Annotated in this window: 21 protein-coding genes; 6 read left to right on the top strand and 15 right to left on the bottom strand. The window is 72.3% G+C overall.

Annotation, left to right across the window (positions count from 1 at the left end; all coding sequences use genetic code 11):
• Positions 1 to 83 precede the first annotated feature (83 nt).
• Positions 84 to 2633: an aminopeptidase N gene (pepN, locus tag O7620_RS00890; protein WP_278121269.1), complete on the top strand. Its 2550-nt coding sequence runs from the start codon at positions 84 to 86 to the stop codon at positions 2631 to 2633.
• A gap of 173 nt (positions 2634 to 2806) precedes the next feature.
• Here the strand turns inward: pepN and O7620_RS00885 are convergent, their stop codons facing one another.
• The 14 genes from O7620_RS00885 to O7620_RS00820 form a co-directional block, all read right to left on the bottom strand.
• The gene (locus O7620_RS00885) at positions 2807 to 3214 is read right to left on the bottom strand and encodes a DUF5130 family protein (RefSeq protein WP_151491808.1); all 408 of its coding nucleotides are present in this window, start codon (positions 3212 to 3214) and stop codon (positions 2807 to 2809) included.
• The gene (locus O7620_RS00880) at positions 3201 to 3497 is read right to left on the bottom strand and encodes a hypothetical protein (protein WP_151491812.1); all 297 of its coding nucleotides are present in this window, start codon (positions 3495 to 3497) and stop codon (positions 3201 to 3203) included. The genes O7620_RS00885 and O7620_RS00880 overlap by 14 nt, the downstream gene beginning before the upstream one ends.
• Positions 3498 to 3569: 72 nt before the next feature.
• Positions 3570 to 5036, bottom strand: a complete 1467-nt coding sequence (locus O7620_RS00875; RefSeq protein WP_278121266.1) for an amidase — start codon at positions 5034 to 5036, stop codon at positions 3570 to 3572.
• Positions 5037 to 5191: 155 nt separating this feature from the next.
• The gene (locus O7620_RS00870) at positions 5192 to 6202 is read right to left on the bottom strand and encodes an amidohydrolase family protein (RefSeq protein ID WP_151491806.1); all 1011 of its coding nucleotides are present in this window, start codon (positions 6200 to 6202) and stop codon (positions 5192 to 5194) included.
• A complete protein-coding gene (locus tag O7620_RS00865; protein WP_278121265.1) occupies positions 6202 to 6726 on the bottom strand; it encodes a 3-hydroxyanthranilate 3,4-dioxygenase in 525 nt (174 codons plus the stop codon). The genes O7620_RS00870 and O7620_RS00865 overlap by 1 nt, the downstream gene beginning before the upstream one ends.
• Positions 6723 to 7145 carry a RidA family protein gene (locus tag O7620_RS00860; protein WP_151491804.1) on the bottom strand — a complete coding sequence of 141 codons (423 nt, stop codon included), beginning with the start codon at positions 7143 to 7145 and terminating at the stop codon, positions 6723 to 6725. The genes O7620_RS00865 and O7620_RS00860 overlap by 4 nt, the downstream gene beginning before the upstream one ends.
• On the bottom strand, positions 7142 to 7915 hold the full coding sequence (locus O7620_RS00855; protein WP_278121263.1) for a fumarylacetoacetate hydrolase family protein: 774 nt from the start codon (positions 7913 to 7915) through the stop codon (positions 7142 to 7144). Before O7620_RS00855 ends, O7620_RS00860 begins: the two co-directional genes overlap by 4 nt.
• On the bottom strand, positions 7912 to 8976 hold the full coding sequence (dmpG, locus tag O7620_RS00850; RefSeq protein ID WP_151491802.1) for a 4-hydroxy-2-oxovalerate aldolase: 1065 nt from the start codon (positions 8974 to 8976) through the stop codon (positions 7912 to 7914). Before dmpG ends, O7620_RS00855 begins: the two co-directional genes overlap by 4 nt.
• A complete protein-coding gene (locus O7620_RS00845; RefSeq protein ID WP_278121261.1) occupies positions 8973 to 9908 on the bottom strand; it encodes an acetaldehyde dehydrogenase (acetylating) in 936 nt (311 codons plus the stop codon). Before O7620_RS00845 ends, dmpG begins: the two co-directional genes overlap by 4 nt.
• Positions 9905 to 10702, bottom strand: a complete 798-nt coding sequence (locus tag O7620_RS00840) for a fumarylacetoacetate hydrolase family protein (RefSeq protein WP_278121259.1) — start codon at positions 10700 to 10702, stop codon at positions 9905 to 9907. The genes O7620_RS00845 and O7620_RS00840 overlap by 4 nt, the downstream gene beginning before the upstream one ends.
• 20 nt (positions 10703 to 10722) lie before the next feature.
• Entirely contained in the window at positions 10723 to 12204 is a 1482-nt protein-coding gene (locus O7620_RS00835; RefSeq protein ID WP_278126800.1) for a 2-hydroxymuconic semialdehyde dehydrogenase, read from the bottom strand.
• Between the two features lie 23 nt (positions 12205 to 12227).
• The gene (locus O7620_RS00830) at positions 12228 to 13565 is read right to left on the bottom strand and encodes an NAD(P)/FAD-dependent oxidoreductase (RefSeq protein ID WP_278121257.1); all 1338 of its coding nucleotides are present in this window, start codon (positions 13563 to 13565) and stop codon (positions 12228 to 12230) included.
• Positions 13562 to 14842: a kynureninase gene (gene kynU, locus O7620_RS00825; protein WP_151491798.1), complete on the bottom strand. Its 1281-nt coding sequence runs from the start codon at positions 14840 to 14842 to the stop codon at positions 13562 to 13564. The genes O7620_RS00830 and kynU overlap by 4 nt, the downstream gene beginning before the upstream one ends.
• Before the next feature lie 14 nt (positions 14843 to 14856).
• Positions 14857 to 15759 (bottom strand): tryptophan 2,3-dioxygenase family protein, encoded by a 903-nt coding sequence (locus tag O7620_RS00820; RefSeq protein WP_151491797.1) that lies wholly within the window; start codon positions 15757 to 15759, stop codon positions 14857 to 14859.
• Between the two features lie 147 nt (positions 15760 to 15906).
• On the opposite strand from O7620_RS00820, the gene O7620_RS00815 reads away from it, so the two are divergent.
• From O7620_RS00815 to O7620_RS00795, 5 genes are all read left to right on the top strand, one after another.
• On the top strand, positions 15907 to 16368 hold the full coding sequence (locus O7620_RS00815; RefSeq protein WP_278121253.1) for an Lrp/AsnC family transcriptional regulator: 462 nt from the start codon (positions 15907 to 15909) through the stop codon (positions 16366 to 16368).
• A 142-nt stretch (positions 16369 to 16510) separates the two neighbouring features.
• Complete coding sequence (locus O7620_RS00810; protein ID WP_278126797.1) at positions 16511 to 16984, top strand: hypothetical protein; 474 nt, start codon at positions 16511 to 16513, stop codon at positions 16982 to 16984.
• Positions 16985 to 16996: 12 nt separating this feature from the next.
• The gene (locus O7620_RS00805) at positions 16997 to 17836 is read left to right on the top strand and encodes a class F sortase (RefSeq protein WP_278121251.1); all 840 of its coding nucleotides are present in this window, start codon (positions 16997 to 16999) and stop codon (positions 17834 to 17836) included.
• 49 nt (positions 17837 to 17885) lie between these two features.
• Positions 17886 to 18161 (top strand): type II toxin-antitoxin system prevent-host-death family antitoxin, encoded by a 276-nt coding sequence (locus O7620_RS00800; RefSeq protein ID WP_151492006.1) that lies wholly within the window; start codon positions 17886 to 17888, stop codon positions 18159 to 18161.
• A complete protein-coding gene (locus O7620_RS00795; protein ID WP_278121249.1) occupies positions 18158 to 18415 on the top strand; it encodes a Txe/YoeB family addiction module toxin in 258 nt (85 codons plus the stop codon). The genes O7620_RS00800 and O7620_RS00795 overlap by 4 nt, the downstream gene beginning before the upstream one ends.
• A gap of 11 nt (positions 18416 to 18426) precedes the next feature.
• On the opposite strand, the gene O7620_RS00790 is transcribed toward O7620_RS00795, so the two are convergent.
• Positions 18427 to 18963, bottom strand: a complete 537-nt coding sequence (locus O7620_RS00790; RefSeq protein WP_074313833.1) for an HNH endonuclease — start codon at positions 18961 to 18963, stop codon at positions 18427 to 18429.
• Between the last annotated feature and the right edge of the window lie 96 nt (positions 18964 to 19059).

Here is a 19059-nt window from a genome sequence, read left to right as displayed (position 1 = left end):
CCGAACCGCCGCCACGAGCGGCCGGCAGACGGGCGCCGCCGGGCGTACGGCGAGATGTGGGATGGAGACAAACAGTGCCGGGAGTGCGCAACCTGACGCAGGTCGAGGCTACCGAGCGGGCACGCCTGCTCGACGTGACCGGGTACGACATCAGTCTGGACCTGTCGACCGCCGTGCTGGCCGCCGACGGCCGCACCTTCCGGTCGACGACCGAGGTCCGGTTCCGCTGCGCCGAGCCGGGCGCGAGCACGTTCATCGAGCTGGCCGCCGAGACGGTGCGCTCCGCCACACTGAACGGCGCCCCGGTCGACCTCGCCGACTGGTCGGCCGAGAAGGGCCTCACCCTGTCCGGGCTGGACAGCGACAACACCCTGGTGGTCGACGCGGACTTCGGCTACTCCAACAGCGGGCAGGGTCTGCACCGCACCGTCGACCCGGTGGACGGCGAGACGTACCTCTACAGCCAGTTCGAGACGGCCGACGCGCAGCGGGTGTTCGCCTGCTTCGACCAGCCCGACCTGAAGAGCGTCTACACCTGGCACGCGACGGTGCCGGCGCACTGGCGGGTGGTGTCCAACATGCCGGTACGGGCCGAGGAGGCGGCCGGTGAGGGGCTCAAGACCCTGCACTTCGCCGAGTCGCCCCGGATGAGCACCTACATCACGGCGCTCTGCGCCGGGCCGTACCACGAGGTGCGCGACACCCACGACGGCATCGACCTGGGGGTGTTCTGCCGCGCGTCGATGGCCCGCTACCTGGACTCCGACGACCTGTTCCTGATCACCAAGCAGGGCTTCGACTTCTTCCACGAGAAGTTCGGCGTGCGCTACCCGCTGCCGAAGTACGACCAGCTCTGGGTGCCCGACTTCAACGCCGGCGCGATGGAGAACTTCGGCTGCGTCACGCACGCCGAGTCGCACTACCTGTTCCGCTCGCAGGTCACCGACTTCGAGTACGAGCAGCGCGCCAACACGATCCTGCACGAGCTGGCCCACATGTGGTTCGGTGACCTGGTCACCATGCGCTGGTGGAACGACCTGTGGCTGAACGAGTCGTTCGCCGAGTGGGCCAGCCACTGGTGCTACACCAACGCCACCCGGTTCACCGAGGCGTGGACGACGTTCCTGTCCATCCGGAAGAACTGGGGCTACCGGCAGGACCAGCTGTCCTCCACCCACCCGGTCTACACCGAGATGCCGGACATGGAGGCCGTCGAGGTCAACTTCGACGGCATCACCTACGCCAAGGGCGCGAGCGTGCTCAAGCAGCTCGTCGCGTACGTGGGTGAGGAGCCGTTCGTCGCCGGCCTGCGGGCGTACTTCGGCAAGCACGCCTGGGGCAACGCCACCTTCGACGACCTGCTCACCGAGCTGGAGGCGGCCTCCGGCCGGGAGCTGCGCAAGTTCGCCGCGCAGTGGCTGGAGACCGCACAGGTCAACACGCTGCGCCCGGAGGTGACCATCGGCGCCGACGGCACGTACGAGCAGGTGGCGGTCCGGCAGGAGGCGCCGACCGCGTACCCGACGCTGCGGACGCACCGGATCGGCGTGGGCCTGTACGACCGCACCGACGGGCGGCTGGTCCGCCGCGAGCGCTACGAGGTGGACGTGACCGGCGAGCGGACCGACCTCGCCGAGCTGCGCGGTGTCCGCGCCGCCGACGTGCTGCTGCTCAACGACGATGACCTGAGCTACACCAAGCTGCGCCTCGACGACCAGTCGATGTCCACCGTGGTGCAGCACATCGGTGGCTTCGAGTCGTCGCTGGCCCGCGCGCTCTGCTGGACCGCGGCGTGGGACATGATCCGCGACGCCGAGCTGTCCGCCCGCGACTACGTGGCGCTGACGCTGAGCGGGCTGCCCGCGGAGACCGACATCAACCTGGTCACCGCCACCCTGCGGCAGGCGACCACCGCGCTCACCCTGTACGCCGACCCGGCGTGGGCACCGACCGGCTGGGCCGAGCTGGCCCGTACGGCCCGCGACGCGCTGGCCGCCGCCGAGCCGGGCAGCGGGTTCCAGCTGGCCTGGGCCCGCGCGTTCACCTCGGCGGCCCGCTCCGAGGACGACCTGGCAACGCTGCGCGGCTGGCTGGACGGGTCCGGCGCGCCGGCCGGTCTGACCGTGGACACGGAGCTGCGGTGGACGGTGCTCGCCGCACTGGTGGCCAACGGCGCGGCCGAACCGGCCGAGATCGAGGCGGAACTGGCCGGCGACCGCACCGCCAGTGGCGAGCGGGAGGCCGCGTACGCGCACGCGCTGGTGCCGACGGCGGAGAACAAGGCTGCCGTCTGGGCGCTGCTGACCGGTCCCGACGCGCTGCCGAACTGGCGGCACCGGGCGCTGCTGCAGGGCTTCGCGCACCCGACCCAGGTGGATCTGGTCGCCCCGTACCGGGAGCGGTACTTCGCGGCCGTCGGCCAGGTGTGGGCCACCCGGGACAGCGAGCCGGCGCAGGAGTTCGCCCAGTTGGCGTACCCGACGTACCTGGTCGAGGACGACACGGTGGCGGCCACCGACGCGTTCCTGGCCGGTGACGGGCACCCGGCCCCGCTGCGGCGGCTCGTCGCCGAGGGCCGTGACGGCGTGGTCCGCGCGCTCAAGGCCCGCGCGAAGGACGCCCAGAGCGCCTGAGCAGCTAGCACCGGCCGGGGCCGGCGTGGGTGCGAGCCCTCGCCGGCCCCGGCCGTTCAGGCTTGACGGTCGCGCTCGAACACGGAAACAGGGGCCTCAGCCGCAGCCGAGGCCCCTGTTTCGTGGATCGAGCACGATCTCGCGTGCCCGCGCTTCGCCGTACCGGGAAGGGCTCAGCCCTTGCCGGCGTGGCTGGCGAGCTGGTCGAGACCGTTGATGATGCCGCCGGCCAGGTCGCCGCCGCTGAACGCACCGGCCATCGAGAGGGCGGCCAGCTTGGCGTACGTGTCGGGGATGCGCTTGCGGGCGTGCCGTCCGGTGACGATCTCCAACTGGCGCTGGTTGGGCGACACCACGATCAGCACCGACTTGTCGGGGTCGGCGAGCTGGCGGTGCAGCCGCTGGGCGTGCTCGCGGATCGGCTCGTCGAGGCCGCCGACGAACACCGAGAACACCAGGCCGGTGCCCTGGTCGGCCAGTCGCAGGGCCTCGTCGATGCGCAGCAGCTGGCGGGTCGAGAACGGCCCGTCGAGCACCTCGGGCGGATTTTCCGACCCGGTCTGCTTCTCACCAACGGTCACTTGCGCCTCCGGTTCCCCCGGCCGGCGCCTCGACGCTGGCCTGCTCAAGCTTGTGGCTGGTCAGCGCGGGCGCCTGCGCACCCGCCGTCAGCGCGGTGCCGGCCGAGTCGGCCAGCTGCTCCGGGCGGCCCAGGAACCACACCGGTGTGAAGTCGAAGGGTCGGCCGGGCCGGTAGCGCTTCGCGCCGCCGCCACCGCCGGTGGCACCACCACGGCTACCGGCGTACGCCAGGCCGGCGATGACCAGCACCGCGGCCGCCGGGATGCCGACGAAGACCAGCAACGTCTCGGTAACAGACAATCCCAACGCCCCCAGGCGGAAGAAGGACCTCGAACAATCGGGTCGGATGGACGATCATGACGTCGACCGGCCGACTCCGTCTCCATTCACGTTAGCGGAGTCGACGGCCCGCCAGATTGCGGGGTGCCGATCCCATCCGCCACTGGAGTTCTCCAGTTGCCCAGCGGTCGCGATGAGACGGGCGTCGTCGCCGTAGCGGCCGGTGAGCAGCACCCCGACGGGCAGCCCGTCGGTCGTGGTGGTGCCCAACGGCAGGGAGACGGAGGGATCACCGGTGACGTTGAAAATGGCGCAGTAGGGCGAGAACCGGCGTTGTCGGTCGAAGTCCGCCGCCGGGTCACCGTCCGCGGTGAACCAGCCGACGGGCGCCTGCGGGGCGGCCAGGGTGGGACAGAGCAGCAGGTCGCAACCGGCGGTGCGGCGGGCACCGAGACGGACCTGCGCCTGCAGCTCACCGAGGGTGGCGGCCAGCGTGCCGGCGGAGATGTCGGCGCCGCGGGCCCGCAACAGCCGGGTCAACGGCAGCAGCTCCGCCTCCCGGTGTGGGGGCACCGGGGCGAGCGCCAACACGTACCAGATGATTTCGAACAGCGGCCACGCGTCCGGCCCGAGCGGCGGCGGCACCTCGACCACCTCGTGGCCCGCGGCGGTGAGCAGCGCGGCGGCCCGGTCCACGGCGGCGACGCAGTCGGGGTGCACCGGCTCGTCGGCGAGCATCGGGGTGGTGAAACGGCCGATCCGCAGCCGGCCGGGCGCGGCCCGACGGGCGGCGGCGAGGTAGCCGCCGGGCGGCGCGGACGGCGGCAGGTAGGGCTCGCCGGGCACCGGCACGGCCATGACGTCGAGGAGCGCGGCGACGTCGGTGACGGTCCGCCCGAGCGGTCCGCTGGTGGGTAGGCCGAACGCGCCGGAGCCGATCGGCCCGCCGGAGACGAGGCCACGGCTGGGCTTGTAGCCGACCAGGCCGCAGAGCGACGCCGGGATGCGCAGCGACCCGCCGCCGTCGGAGCCCTGGGCGACCGGGACCAACCCGGCCGCGACCGCCGCCGCCGCGCCGCCGCTGGAACCGCCCGCGGTGTACGCCAGCTGCCACGGATTGCGGGCCGGCGGCGCGACGCGGCCCTCCGAGTAGAGCGAGCAGCCCAGCTCGGAGGTGGTCGTCTTGCCGAGGCTGACCAGGCCGGCGGCCTTGATGAACCGGACCACGTCGGCGTCGACCGGCGGGACGAAGTCGGCGAAGGCGGCCGAGCCGAAGGTGGTACGGACCCCGGCGGTGAGGGTCAGGTCCTTGATCGCGGTCGGGACGCCGTGCAGCGGGCCGCGCCGGTCGACGGGTGCGGCGTCGGCGGCGCGGGCGGCCTCGCGGGCCAGCTCGGGTGTGACCGTCACGAACGCGCCCACGGTGTCGCCGAGCGCGGTGACCCGGCGCAGACTGTGCTCGACCAGCTCGACGCTGGACAGCTCGCCGCGGGTAATCGCGGCGGCCTGCTCCAACGCGGTCAGGTCGTGCGGCTCGGCCATGCCGTCATCCTGCCCGCTGCGACCGGCCTTTGTCGTTCGACACGACGTCGCCTGGACAGCCCACCGGCCTTGTACTGACGAGCGTGATGCCGGTCAGTCATCAAGATGACTCACCGGCATCACGCTCGTAGAGCTGTCGGTGGCCGATCCAGCCGCTACGGCTCCGATCGGCCAAGGAAGCGCCGGGCGTTGGCGGACAGGAGCTTGTCGCGCTGGGCGTCGGTGAGGAAGTCGGCCGCACGGACCACCGCGCCGGCCGGCCGTTCGCCCAGCGGGTACGGGTAGTCGCTGCCCACCAGCACCCGGTCCTCCCCCATCGTGTCGACCAGCAGCCGCAGCGCGGGTGCCGCGAAGACCACCGAGTCGACGCTGAACCGGTCGAGGTAGCTGCTGGGCGGGCCGGCGGACGCGCCCCGGACCAGGTCACCGCGGCGGTGCCAGGCGTTGTCGGCGCGGCCCAGCCAGAACGGGAAGCTGCCGCCGCCGTGCGCGAAGCAGATCCGCAGCGTGTCCGGCACCCGGTCGAAGACGCCGCCCAGGATCATCGCCAGCACCGACAGGTGCGTCTCGGCGGGCATCCCGGTGAGCCAGCGGGCCATCCACCGGTCCAGCCGGGGACCGCCCGGCATGTCCCACGGGTGGACGAAGACCGGCGCGCCCACCTCGGCGCAGTGCTGCAGGAAGGTGACCACCCCCGCGTCGTCCAGGTCCCGGTCGCCGACGTGGTTGCCGATCTCCACGCCGACGTGCCCGGCGGCCAGGCTGCGGTCCAGCTCGGCGCAGGCGGCATCCGGATCCTGCAACGGCACCTGGCAGAACGGCACCAGCCGGTCGCCACCGGCCGCGGTGACCTCCAGGGTCAGGTCGTTGAAGATCCGGGCGACCTTCACCGCCTGGTCGGCCGGGCGGTCGTAGCTGAAGAAGACCGGGGTCGGCGACACCACCTGCACGTCCACGCCGTCGGCGTCCATGTCGGCCAGCCGGCGCTCGGCGTCCCAGCACTCGGCGCCGACCGGGCGGAACTCCGTCTCCCCCACCATGATCATGGCGGCGCGCTCGGAGTCGACCCGCAACCAGGGCCAACCGGACCCGCCGCACGCGCCGGCGAGGTCCGGCCACCCCTTGGGTACGACGTGCGTGTGCACGTCGACCGCACCTGCGGGCATCAGCCCTTGCCCGGATGCAGGGTGCCGCAGTTGGCGCAGGTACGTGCCGCCTCGTCGGCGTAGAACGCCTGGAACACCGGGGGCAGGTCGGCCGCGATGTCGCGGACCTGCAACTCCACCTCGTGCACCTTGTGCCCGCACTCCGGGCAGTACCACTGGAACGTCTCCAGCGTGCCCTCCTCACGGACCCGCTCGACGACCACACCGATCGAGCCGGCCTCCGGCCGCTGCGGCGAGTGCGGGGTGTTCCGTGGCAGCATCCACATCTGACCCTCGCGGACGTGTACCGTACGTGGCCCCTCCGGGGTCATCAGGTTGATGTGCATGGTGCCCTTGACCTGGTAGAAGAACTCCTCGTACGGGTCCACGTGGAAGTCGGTGCGCTGGTTGGGACCGCCCACCACCATCACGATGAAGTCGTCCCCGCCGGGGAACATCTCCTTGTTGCCCACCGGCGGCTTCAACAGGTGCTGGTTGTCCGCGATCCAGCCCGGAAAGCTGAACGGCTCGGCGATCTCACTCACGACTGACCTCCCGAGGGAAGAAGGGCCACGGCCTGGATCTCGATGAGCAGGTGCGGGTGCGGCAACTGGTGCACCGCCACCGTCGTACGGGTCGGACCGGACGCGTCGAAGAACTCCGCCCAGACCTCGTTGTAACCACCGAAGTCGTTCATGGTGACCAGGTACGTCGTCACCTGGACGAGGTCGCTGAGGTCGGCGCCGACCGAACGCAGCAGGTCGCCGATGTTCTCGATCACGGCTCGCGTCTGCACCCGGATGTCGAGGTCGGTGGTGCCGAACTCGTCCACCGACACCCCGGCGAACGTGTTGTCCGGCCGCCGCGACGACGTACCGGAGACGAAGACGAACCCACCCGCGACCTTGACGTGCGGAAACGCTCCCCGCGGCACGGCCTTGCCGGCCACCACCCGCGCGGTCACGACGAGGCCCGCAGCGATGCCGTGCCGAGCTTCTCGACGACGGCACGGACATGGGCCCCGGGACGCAACGGCACCGCGGCGGTGGCGGCGCCGGCCAGGAAGACCCAGCCGGACTCCAGCCGCACCCCGTGCCGGCCGGCCAGCCGGATGCCCTCGTCGAGTGCCCGGCGCGGATCGCCGAGGATCGCCGCCGTCGAGCCGACCTGCGCCACCCGCCCGTCGACCTCCAGCAGCACGCCCAGGTTGTCCAGCCCGGCCGGCACCGGCGACCACGGCCCGATCACGAAGGCGGCGGCCGAGGTGTTGTCCGCGATGACGTCCGGCAACGAGAAGCGGAAGTCCGCGTACCGGGAGTCGATCAGCTCGATGGCCGGGGCGACCGCGCGGACGGCCGTGGCGAAGTCGCCGACCGGCTCGCCCGGCTCGGGCAGCCGGTCCAGCAGGAACGCCACCTCCGGCTCGACGCGGGGATGGATGTACGCGGCCGGATCCACCCCGCCGCCGTCGGGCACCCGCATCGCGTTGGTGAGCCGCCCCCAGATCACCTCGTCCACGCCGACCTGGGCCATCTTCGCCCTGCTGGTGAGCCCCATCTTCAGCCCGACCAGCCGCTCACCGGAGTCGAGGCGACGCTGGAGCAACGCGGCCTGCACGGCGTACGCGCCGTCCACGTCGAGGCCCGTCTCGGCGGCGAGCTGCGGGATGGCGGTGGCCGTGTCGGCAGCCGCGGCCAGCTTCTCGGCGATCCCCGCGATGTCTGGTCCGATCATGCTGCGTCACCCTTGCCGGTCAGGTCCAGTGCCACGTCCACGATCATGTCCTCCTGGCCGCCGACCATCCGGCGTCGACCCAGCTCGACGAGGATCGACCGGACGTCCACGCCGTACTTCGCGGAGGCCCGCTCGGCGTGCCGCAGGAAGCTGGAGTAGACCCCCGCGTACCCCAGGGAGAGCGTCTCCCGGTCCACCTGGACCGGCCGGTCCTGCAACGGGCGGACGATGTCGTCGGCGGCGTCCATCAGGGCGAACACGTCGCAGCCGTGCTTCCAGCCGTGCAGCTCGGCGACCGCCACGAAGACCTCCAGCGGCGCGTTGCCGGCACCCGCGCCCATGCCGGCGAGGGACGCGTCGACGCGGACTGTCCGGCCGTGCACCGCGTCGGGGCCGGCCGGCGCGGACCCGGTGATCCGGCCGTGCTCGACGGCGAGCACGCTGTTGGCCACCCCGAGCGACAGGTTGTGGTGGGCGTGGATGCCGATCTGCGTCTCCGGTGCGAGCACCTGCCGGTACGCGTCGACCCGCTGCGCCACGTCGGACATCAGCAGCCGGCCACCGGAGTCGGTGACGTAGACGCAGTGCGCCCCGTACGACTCCATGAGCTTGGCCTGCCCGGCCAGCCCGGCCGCATCGTTCATGTGCGACATCATCAGGAACCCGGCCACGTCCATGCCGTTCTCCCGGGCCCAGGAGATGTGCTGGGCGGAGATGTCCGCCTCCGTGCAGTGGGTGGCGATCCGGACGCTGGTCACCCCGAGCGCCTTTGCCGCCTTCAGGTCGGCGATGGTGCCGATGCCCGGCAACAGCAGCGTGGTCAGCCTCGCCGTGGTCAGCACCTCGGCGGCGGCGGAGATCCACTCGGCGTCGCTGGCCGCGCCGTGGCCGTAGTTGACGCTGGAGCCGGCGAGGCCGTCGCCGTGCGCCACTTCGATGGCGGCCACCCCGGCGGCGTCCAGCGCGGCGGCGATGGTGCGCACCTGCTCGACGGTGTACCGGTGGGCGATGGCGTGCATGCCGTCGCGCAGCGTCACGTCCTGGATGTACAGGTCGGTCATGGCGCGGCCACCTCCGAGGAGCGCAGGGCGACCAGCCGCTCCGCGGTGCGCAGCGCGGCGGAGGTCATGATGTCCAGGTTCCCGGCGTACGCCGGCAGGTAGTGGCCCGCGCCGGAGACCTCCAGGTAGACCGACACCTGCAACGCGGTGAGCTGCCGCCCGAGCGTCGGCAGGTACGCCCGCACCCGGTCGAACTGCACGTCCTGCTTGAGGCGGTAGCCGGGGACGTACTCCTGGACCGTCGCCACCATGTCCGCCACCGAGGCGGCGATCGCGTCGGTGTCGGCGTCCACGTCCGGGCAGAGGCAGTAGACGGTGTCGCGCATCAGCAGCGGCGGGTCCGCCGGGTTCAGCACGATGATCGCCTTGCCCCGTTCGGCCCCGCCGACCACCTCGATGGCGCGGGCCGTGGTCTCGGTGAATTCGTCGATGTTGGCCCGGGTGCCCGGCCCCGCCGACTTCGACGCGATCGACGCGACGATCTCCCCGTACACCACCGGGGTGACCCGGCGCACGGCGGCGACGATCGGCACGGTCGCCTGGCCGCCGCAGGTCACCATGTTGACGTTGCGTTCGTGCAGGTGTTCGTCGAGGTTGACCGGCGGCACCACGTACGGGCCGAGCGCGGCCGGGGTCAGGTCGACCACGGTGCGGCCGTGCGCGCGCAGCACCTCGTCGTGGCGTCGGTGCGCGCCGGCCGAGGTGGCGTCGAAGACCAGCTCCACGTCGGCGAACTCGGGCATCGCGACCAGGCCGTCCACGCCCTCGGCGGTGGTGGCCACGCCGAGGCGGCGAGCCCGCGCCAGGCCGTCGGAGGCCGGGTCGATGCCGGCCAACGCCACCATCCGCAGGCTGTCACTCAGCCGCAGCACCTTGATCATCAGGTCGGTGCCGATGTTTCCCGATCCCAGCACCGCCACGCCGACGCTCATGCTGTCTCTCCTCGGGTGAAGGCGGTGCGTACCGAGCCGAGCCCGGAGATCCGCGCCTCGTACGCGGCGCCCGGGGTGACCGGCACCATCGGGCCGAGCGCCCCGGAGAGCACCACGTCGCCGGCGCGCAGCGGGTCACCGGCGCGGGCGAGGGTGCTCGCCAGCCACTGCAGGGCGTGCAGCGGGTTGCCGAGGCAGGCCGCGCCCGCGCCGACCGAGACCGGCTCACCGGCGTGCTCCAGCACCATCCCGCACAGCCGCAGGTCGACGTCGGCGAGCCGGCGCGGGGTGGTACCGAGCACGAACAGCCCGCTGGAGGCGTTGTCGGCGATGGTGTCCACGATGGAGATGTCCCAGGCGGCGATCCGCGAGTCGACGATCTCGATCGCCGGCAGCACGTGGTCGACCGCGCGGATCAGGTCGACCGTGGTGATCTGCGGGTCCGCGAGGTCCCGGTCGAGCACGAACGCGATCTCCGCCTCGACCCGCGGCTGGAGCAGCCGGTCGATGGCCACCTCGACCCCGTCGCCGACGGCCATCGCGTCGGTCAGCATCCCGAAGTCGGGCTGGAACACCCCGAAGGTCTCCTGCACCGCCCGGGACGTCAGCCCGATCTTCGCGCCGACCCGGCGTTCGCCGCGGCCCTGCCAGGCCCGCGCCTGGAGCTGCTGCACACGGTACGCGGACTCGACGTCGCCCTCCGGCAGCAACCGACCGCGCAGCGGCGGGCACGGCTTGCCGGTGCTGCGGGCGTCGGCCAGCTCCCGGTTGGCGGCCTCGATGTCAGCGTCCACGCTCGCTCCCTCGCTACGGCTCACGACAGGTCCACGCAGACGTTGGTGAGTTCGGAGTAGAAGTTCAGCGAGTGCACGCCGCCCTCCCGGCCGATGCCGGACGCCTTCACCCCGCCGAACGGGGTGCGCAGGTCGCGCAGGAACCAGGTGTTGACCCAGACGATGCCGGCGTCCAGCCGGGCCCCGGCGCGGTGCGCGACACCCACGTCCCGGGTCCACACGGTCGCGGCGAGGCCGTACTCGGTGCCGTTGGCCAGGGCGTACGCCTCGTCCTCGGTGTCGAACGGCGCGACGTGCACCACCGGGCCGAAGATCTCCTCCCGGTTGGTGCGGGCGTCCGGCCCGAGGCCGGTGAGCACCGTCGGCTGCACGTACGACCCGTCGTCTCGGGCGTCACCGAAGGTGGGCGTGCCGCCCCCGGTGAGCACCTCGGCACCCTCGGTGCGGGCCAGCTCGTACGCGCCGAGCACCTTCGCCCGGTGCTGGTGGGAGATCAGCGGCATGGTGGCGGTGGCCTCGTCGGTCGGCCAGCCGTACGCCAGTTCCCCGGCCCGCTTCGCCAGCCGGGCGGTGAACTCCTCGAAGACCGGCCGCTGCACGTAGATGCGTTCGGTGCAGAGGCACACCTGCCCGCCGTTGGTGAAGCTGGAGCGCACCGACCCGGCCACCGCGGCGTCCAGGTCGGCGTCGGCGAAGACCAGGCCGGCGTTCTTGCCGCCCAGTTCGAAGCTCACCGCCTTCACGCCGTCGGCGGCGGCCCGCATGATCGCGCCGCCGGTGGCCGACTCGCCGGTGAAGGTGATCGCGTCGACGCCGGGGTGGCGGGTGAGGAACTCGCCGGCCGAGTCCGGTCCGAACCCGTGCACGAGGTTGAACACCCCGTCCGGTACGCCGGCGGCGGCCATCACCTCGGCGAGCAGCGTCGCCGAGGCGGGAGTCTCCTCGCTGGGCTTGACCACGACGGCGTTGCCGCAGGCCAGCGCCGGTGCGACCTTCCAGGTGAGCAGCAGCAGCGGCAGGTTCCACGGCACGATGACCGCGACCACGCCGACCGGTTTGCGCAGGGCGTAGTTGAGCGCCCGGCCGCCGGTCGGGGTGACGGTGGTGAACGACTCGGTCGGTGCGGTCGCCACGATCTCCGCGAACGCCCGGAAGTTCGCCGCCCCACGCGGGATGTCCAGCGTGCGGGCCTGGGCGATGGACTTGCCGGTGTCGGCGACCTCGGCGGTGACCAGGTCGTCGAAGCGGCGCTCCAGCTCGTCGGCGACCCGGCGCAGCACCTCGGCGCGTTCCCGCTCGCCCATCCGGCCCCACGGACCGCGCAGCGCGGCCCGAGCGGCGGCCACCGCGTCGTCCACCGTGGACCGCGACGCCTCGACGACCTCGAACACCGGCTCACCGGTGACCGGGCTGGCCTTGGTGAACGTCGGCCCACCGTCGACGAACTCGCCGCCCACGAAGTTACGCAGGCGCGGCGGCCCGGCCGGCGCGTGGCCGGTCATCAGTGCGGAGTCCCAGAGTGTCGTCACGCGCGCCTCCCTCGGCTGAGTGCCGCCGCGACCGCGCCGGCCAGCAGCAGCGCCGCTCCGCCAACGACCGCGCCGAGCACGCGGTGCTGCCGACGGACGCGGCGGCGCACCTCGGCGTACGGGGTGGTGGAGAAGGACACCAGCTCGTACTGGGAAACGTACCGGCCGGGCAGTGCCCGTTCCAGTGCGTGCTCGACCTCGCGGCGCAGCTGGAAGACCGGGGAGGCGACCTTGTCCCGCATCTCCACGAAGTTCGTCAGCGCCATCTGGGCGATGGCCTCGGCGTTCTCCTGCCGGCGTCGCTGGAACAGCGGCAGCGCCGCCGCCCAGTCGTCGGCGCACTCGTCGAGGCAGCGGTCCAGTTCCACCACGTCCTCGAAGGCGCAGTTGGCGCCCTGGCCGTAGAACGGCACGATGGCGTGGGCCGCGTCGCCGAGCAGGCCGACGGTGCCGTTGACCTGCCAGGGGGTGCTGCGGACGGTGCCGAGCACACCCACCGGGTTGTGCTGGTAGTCGTCGAGCAGGGTCGGCGCCAACGGCACCACGTCCGGGTAGTGCTGCGCGAAGTGCGCGACGATCGCGGCCGGGTCGTCGAGCGAGGCGAAGCTGCCGGCGCCCTCGTTGGGCCAGAACAGCGTGCAGGTGAAAGAGCGGTCCGGGTTCGGCAGCGCGATCATCATCGAGGTGCCGCGCGGCCAGATGTGCAGCGCGTCCGGATCGAGCGCGAAGTCCCCGCCCAGCGGCGGAATCGTCAGCTCCTTGTAGCCGTAGTCGAGGACGTCCACACTCTCGCTCAGCAGCCCGTACGCCAGCAGTTGTGCACGGACCGCGGACCCGGCGCCGTCGGCGCCCAGCACCACCGACGCCTTCGCGGCGACCGTGCCCTGCGGGGTGTCGAAGCTCAGGGCGCCGTCGGTCGGGTCGAGCCCGACCAGCCGGTGGTCGAAGACGATCCGGACGCCGGGCAGTGCCGCGGCGGCGTCCAGCAGCGCGTTGTTCAGCGCGCCCCGGCTGATCGAGTTGATCGCCCGGTCACCGGCCGCGCTGTACGACTGGAACTGCGGCTCCCCCTGGACCGGGTGGATCATCCGGCCGCGCATCGGCAGCGCGTCGGTCATCACCTGTTCGGCCAGGCCGATCCGACGCAACGCGTCCAGCCCACGCTCGGACAGCGCCAGGTTGATCGACCGGCCGCGCTCGGCCGTGCCGTTGCGCGGGTCGGGCCGTCGTTCGTAGAGGGCCACCGGGTAGCCGCGCCGGGCCAGGAAGCAGGCGGCCAGGCAGCCGGCCAGGCCGGCGCCGATGATCGCGATCTCGTCGCGTCGCGCCGTCACGGGTTCACCTGCCCCACGGTCGCCGCCAGGGCGGCGGCGGCCCGCCAGCAGTCGAGGTAGGTGGAGTAGAGCGGCACCGGGGCGAACCGGACGACGTCCGGTTCGCGGGCGTCGGCGATGACGCCGTGTTCGTACCGCAGGCGTTTGGTCAGCTCGGCGGCGCTGCCGGCGCCGATGCGGACCGAGAGCTGGCAGCCCCGCCGGGCCGGGTCGCGCGGGGTGACCACGCGCAGCGGCCGGTCGGCGGTGACCTCGTCGAGCAGCGACTCCAGCCAGCCGGTGAGCCGCTGGCTGCGTGCCCGCAGCGCGGGCATCCCGACCGCGTCGAACAGCTCCAGCGAGGTACGCACCGGACCCATCGCGAAGATCGGCGGGTTGGAGATCTGCCAGGCCTCCACCGTGGCCGGTGGCCGGGACACCGGCGTCATCTCGAACCGGGTCGCCGCCGCGGTGCTCCACCAGCCCTCGAAGCGGGGCAGGTCCGCGTCGCCGAGGTGCCGCTCGTGCACGAACACACCGGCGAGGGCACCCGGCCCGGAGTTCAGGTACTTGTAGGAGCACCAGGCCGCGAAGTCGACGTCCCAGTCGTGCAGCGCGAGGGGCACGTTGCCCACCGCGTGCGCGAGATCCCAGCCGACGACCGCGCCGGCCGCGCGGCCGGCTGCCGTGATCGCGGGGATGTCCAGCAACTCACCGGTCAGGTAGTTGACCCCGCCGAGCAGCACCAACGCCACCCGGTCGCCCTCGGCGGCCAGGTAGTCGGTGACGTCCTCGGTGCGCAGGGCGTCCTCGCCGGGGCGCGGGCGCAGCCGGATGACCGTGTCGTCCGGGTCCAGGCCGTGGAACCGGGCCTGGCTGCGCACCGCGTAACTGTCCGAGGGGAACGCGGCGTCCTCGATGACGATGCGGGTGCGGGCACCCGCCGGGCGGTAGAAACTGACCATCAGCAGGTGCAGGTTGACCGTGAGCGAGTTCATCACCACGGTCTCCGCGGGCCGGGCGCCGACCAGTCGGGCGGCCGGCGCCGTCAACAGCTCGTGGTACGGCAGCCAGGGGCGTTGCGCCTCCAGGTGCCCCTCGACGCCGAGCCGCCCCCACGCGTCCAGGTCGGCGAGGAGTTCGTCGCGGGTGGCCCGGGGTTGCAGGCCGAGCGAGTTGCCGGCCAGGTACGCCGACTCGGGGTGGTCGCCGCCGTCGGCCGGCGGCACGAGGAACAGGTGCCGGTGGCCCGGGTCGGCCTCGTCGAGGCGGTGCGCCTCTCGTTCTGGGGTGTGCATGTCTCGCTCTCCGGTCACATCGCGGTACGGGCCGACCACAGCTCCGGGAAGACGACCCGGGACATGCTGCGCTGCAACCACGCCAGCCCGGCGGAGCCGCCGCTGCCGACCTTGGCGCCCATTGTTCGCTGCACCGCCTTGACGTGGTTCCACCGCCAGTCGCCGAACTCCTCGGCGACGCCGCTGAGCGCCTCGCCGAGCAGCCGCAGGTGGTTGTCGGGGCCGGCGTCGGCGTAGACGCGTACCCAGGCCGCCTCGACGGACGGGTGCGGGTCGTGCTCCACGGCCACGTCCCGGGCGAGCAGGTCGGCGGGGAGGTCGAAGCCACGCCGCGCGAGCAGCGCGACCACGTCGTCCCACAGGCTGGGGGCGGCCAGCTCGGCGCTCAGCGCGGCGTGCACCTCGGTCTGCCGGCGGAACGGCCGGATCAGCGCCGGGTCGCGCAGCCCGAGCCGGAATTCCAGGTGCCGGTACATGGCCGACTGGAAGCCGGAGCCCTCGCCGAGCAGGTTGCGGAACCGGTTGAAATCGGCCGGGGTCATCCAGCGCAGGCCCTGCCAGGCGGCGTTGAGCCCTTCCAGGTGCAGGGCCGCGCGGCGCAGCGGGGCGAGCGCGTCCCACACCTGGTCGGCGCGGAGCAGCCGCTGGGTCTCGCGCAACTCGTGGCAGGTCAGCCCGAAGTACAACTCCATGATCTGACTGACCATGAGGAACGACATCTCGCCCGGGTCGGTACTGAGCGGCTGCTGCAACTGGTGCAGGGTGCTGGCCTGCACGTACGCGTCGTACGGCACGCGCTCGGCGAACTCCAGCGTCGGTTCACCGCCGTTGCGGGCGGCGCGGGCGGCCCGCTGCCGCGGGGTCACCGGTCGCACCGTGGCGGGGCGGTTCGGCACCCGCCGCTCCGTCTGATCCACCATTGGACTCCCTCCCCCGGACTGGCCGACGTCATGATCCCGCGGTCGGATCGGCCTACGGAATGCCGGATCAACGGCTCTTCTCGGCTGTGGCTCGCAAACCGAAGGCAGCTAGGCGAGTCGGGTTCACGAAAGTAAGGTCTGAGCGTGGATGACATGGACTGGGCGCTGCTGCGCGAGTTGCAGGCCGACGCGCGGCTCTCCTTCAGTGAGCTGTCCCGGCGCGTGCACCTGTCCCCACCAGCGGTCGCGGAGCGGGTCCGCCGGCTCGAGGAATCCGGTGTGATCACCGGCTACCACGCCCACGTCGACCTGACCCGGGCCGGCCGCACCGTGGTCGCGTTGATCCGGATGTCCTGTTACGGGGCGCGCTGCATCCTGCACGACCCGGCGGTGGCCGGCTGGCCGGAGATCCTGGAGATCCACCGCATCACCGGGGACGCGTGCAGCATGCTGAAGGTGGCCGCCGGCTCGATCGGCGAGTTCGAAGGCGTCATCGACCGACTCGCCCCGTACGGCCAGCCGTCGAGCACGATGGTCCTGTCGTCCCCGCTGGACTGGCAGCCGATCACCCCGGTCCCACCCGGCGACACCCTCCGCCGCCGCTGACCCACCCCGACCCGTGGTTTGCCCCTGCGTCAGGGGGAAAGCAGCGCGTGCCCAGGGGAGGGTTCCGGCGGTCGTCGCCGGTTGGGGGGAAATCATGCAGGGAATCCGCACGATCAACCGCGCGCTCTCGTCCGCACTGACACTGGTCGGGCTGGTCGCGGCGTTCGTCCTGATGACGGTCGCGCCGGCACGCGCCGGCGAGAACACGTTCGTCGAGGTGACCCCGAACAGCGTCCCGGCCGGCAGCCGGGTCACGATCCGCGCGAGCTGCGACAACAACAACGATCGGCAGGCCAACGTGCACTCCGACGCGTTCGGGCACGTGATACTCAGACCGGACAACGGCTTCCTCAAGGGGGAGGTCACCGTTGCGGGCACCAAGGAACCCGGTGACTACGCGGTCGACCTGCGCTGCCAGAACGGCCAGACGGCGTCGACGACGCTGAACGTGCTGAACATGGCCTCGCCCAGCAAGGGACCGGCGACCGGGGGCGGCGGGACCGCCGGGGGCCGGGGCACCGGCTCGCTGCTGGTGCTCGGCGGCGTGGCCCTGGTGGCCACCGCGGTCGCGCTCGGCATGGCGGGCGGACGGCGCCGGACCGGAGCCGGCTCCTGAGCCGGACCAACCATGACCCGCAGATCCGCGCGTGCGCGGCCGGATCGCCGCGCCCGCTTCCGCGCCGGGCCGGCACTGCGCGCCTCCGGCCGGCTGGTGGCCCGCGCCTGCGGTCGGTTGCGCGTGGTCGCCGGCCAGGCCGCGTCGGCCGGTGTCGCCACCACCGATCCGGCCACCCGTCCGCTGCCGGCGAGCGGGACGGCCGGATCGGCGCTGACCCGCCGCCGCTTCGGCACCGGGCCGGGAGTGCCCGTGCTGGCCATCGCCGCACTGATGGTGCTGATCGTGGCGATGCTCGGCGTCGAGCGGGTGACCGGGGTCAGCCTCCTGCCCGACCGACTCAGCGCCGGCCTGCGGCCGCCGCCGAAAAAGTTCCCGGTGCTGCCGGCCAGCCGCCCGACGAGCCTGGCCATCGGTGAGATCGACCTTCAGGCGCCGGTGCATGGCGTGGGCATCGCCGCGGACGGCACCATCGCCGTGCCGGACGCCAGCCACGCCCAGGAGGCCGGCTGGTACGACCAGGGCCCCACACCCGGCCAGTACGGCCCGGCGGTGATCGTCGGCCACGTCGACACCACCAGCGGTCCGGCGGTCTTCCACCAGCTCCGCGAGTTGCGCAACGGCGACCAGATCGAGGTGACCCGCACCGACCACAGCGTGGCGGTCTTCGAGGTGGACTCGGTGGAACGGTTCGACAAGGGTCGGCTGCCGGTCGACGAGGTGTACGGCGACTTCAGCCGCCCGAGCCTGCGACTGATCACCTGCGGAGGTCGCTGGGTCGGCGGCGAGACCGGCTACTCGGACAATGTCGTGGTCTTCGCGTCCCTGGTGAAGGCCCGTGCGGGTCGTTGAGTCGCGCCAGTCGCGAGGTACAGTTTTCTGTACCTATTCGGAGGTGGCCATGCGGACCGTGAACTTCACCCAGCTCAGGCAGAACCTGGCCGCCGAGCTCGACAGCGTCATCAACGACGCCGAGGAAGTGGTGGTGACCCGTTCCGGCCACGAGCCCGTGGTGATCGTGCCGCTTGCGGAGTACGAGTCGATGAAGGAGACCGAATACCTCCTGCGCAGTCCGAGCAACGCCGCCGCGCTGCGTCGATCGATAGCGGAACTGGAGGCGGGCGACGCGGCCGAGCGGGATCTCATCGACCCGGCCACCGTACGAGACGTCGCATGAGGCTGGTCTTCACCGCCACGGCGTGGAGCCAGTACCTCAGCCACACGGACCGAAAGCTGGTCAAGCGCATCAACGATCTCATCGCCGACGTGATCCGCAACGGATACGAGGGCATCGGAAAGCCGGAGCATCTTCGGGGCGAGCTGTCCGGTTTCTGGTCCCGCCGGATCGATCGCGAACACCGGCTCGTGTATCGGATCACCAAGGAAGACGTCGAGATCGTGGCCTGCCGGTACCACTACGGCGACCGATAGCGGCCGGAGCGTCAGGCGGCGGCTTCGGGCTCCCGCAGGTCGAGCCAGTCGGCCCAGCGGGGGTCGGGCGCGCGGTGCCCGAGGACCCGCCAGGCCGTGCCCTTCGGCGCGGCCGGCAGCGCGTGCAGCCGCCAGCCCAGCTCGGCCGGCGTCTTGTCGCCCTTGGTGTGGTTGCAGCGGGCGCACGCGGCGACCACGTTCTCCCAGGCGTGCCGGCCACCCCGGCTGCGGGGGAACACGTGGTCGATGGTCTCGGCCGGGCCCCGGCAGTAGGCGCACCGCCAGCCGTCCCGAGCGAAGATCGCCCGCCGGGACAGCCCGACGTGCGTGCGGTACGGCACGCGCACGAAGCGGGTCAGCCGCACCACCGACGGCACCGGGAGCGCGTCCCGGGCACTGTGCAGGATGCCGTCGCCGTCGGCGACACAGACCGCCTTCGCGGACAGGACGAGAATCGCGGCTCGGCGCACCGACACGACACACAGCGGCTCGTAGGTGGCGTTGAGGACCAACGCGCCGGAGCCCACCGTGGGTCGTATGTCAGGCATCGCGCTCACCCTCCCGGTTCAGCGGCTGCTGCGTACCGCCGTCGACCGGGGCCGGGCATGACGACCCACACGGTCGACGCCGGGCCGATCACCGAC

The sequence above is a fragment of the Micromonospora sp. WMMD710 genome, from assembly GCF_029626045.1.
Lineage (GTDB): Bacteria > Actinomycetota > Actinomycetes > Mycobacteriales > Micromonosporaceae > Micromonospora.
The sequence above is the reverse complement of the archived record's forward strand: the minus strand, read 5'-3'. Positions and strand labels throughout refer to the sequence as shown.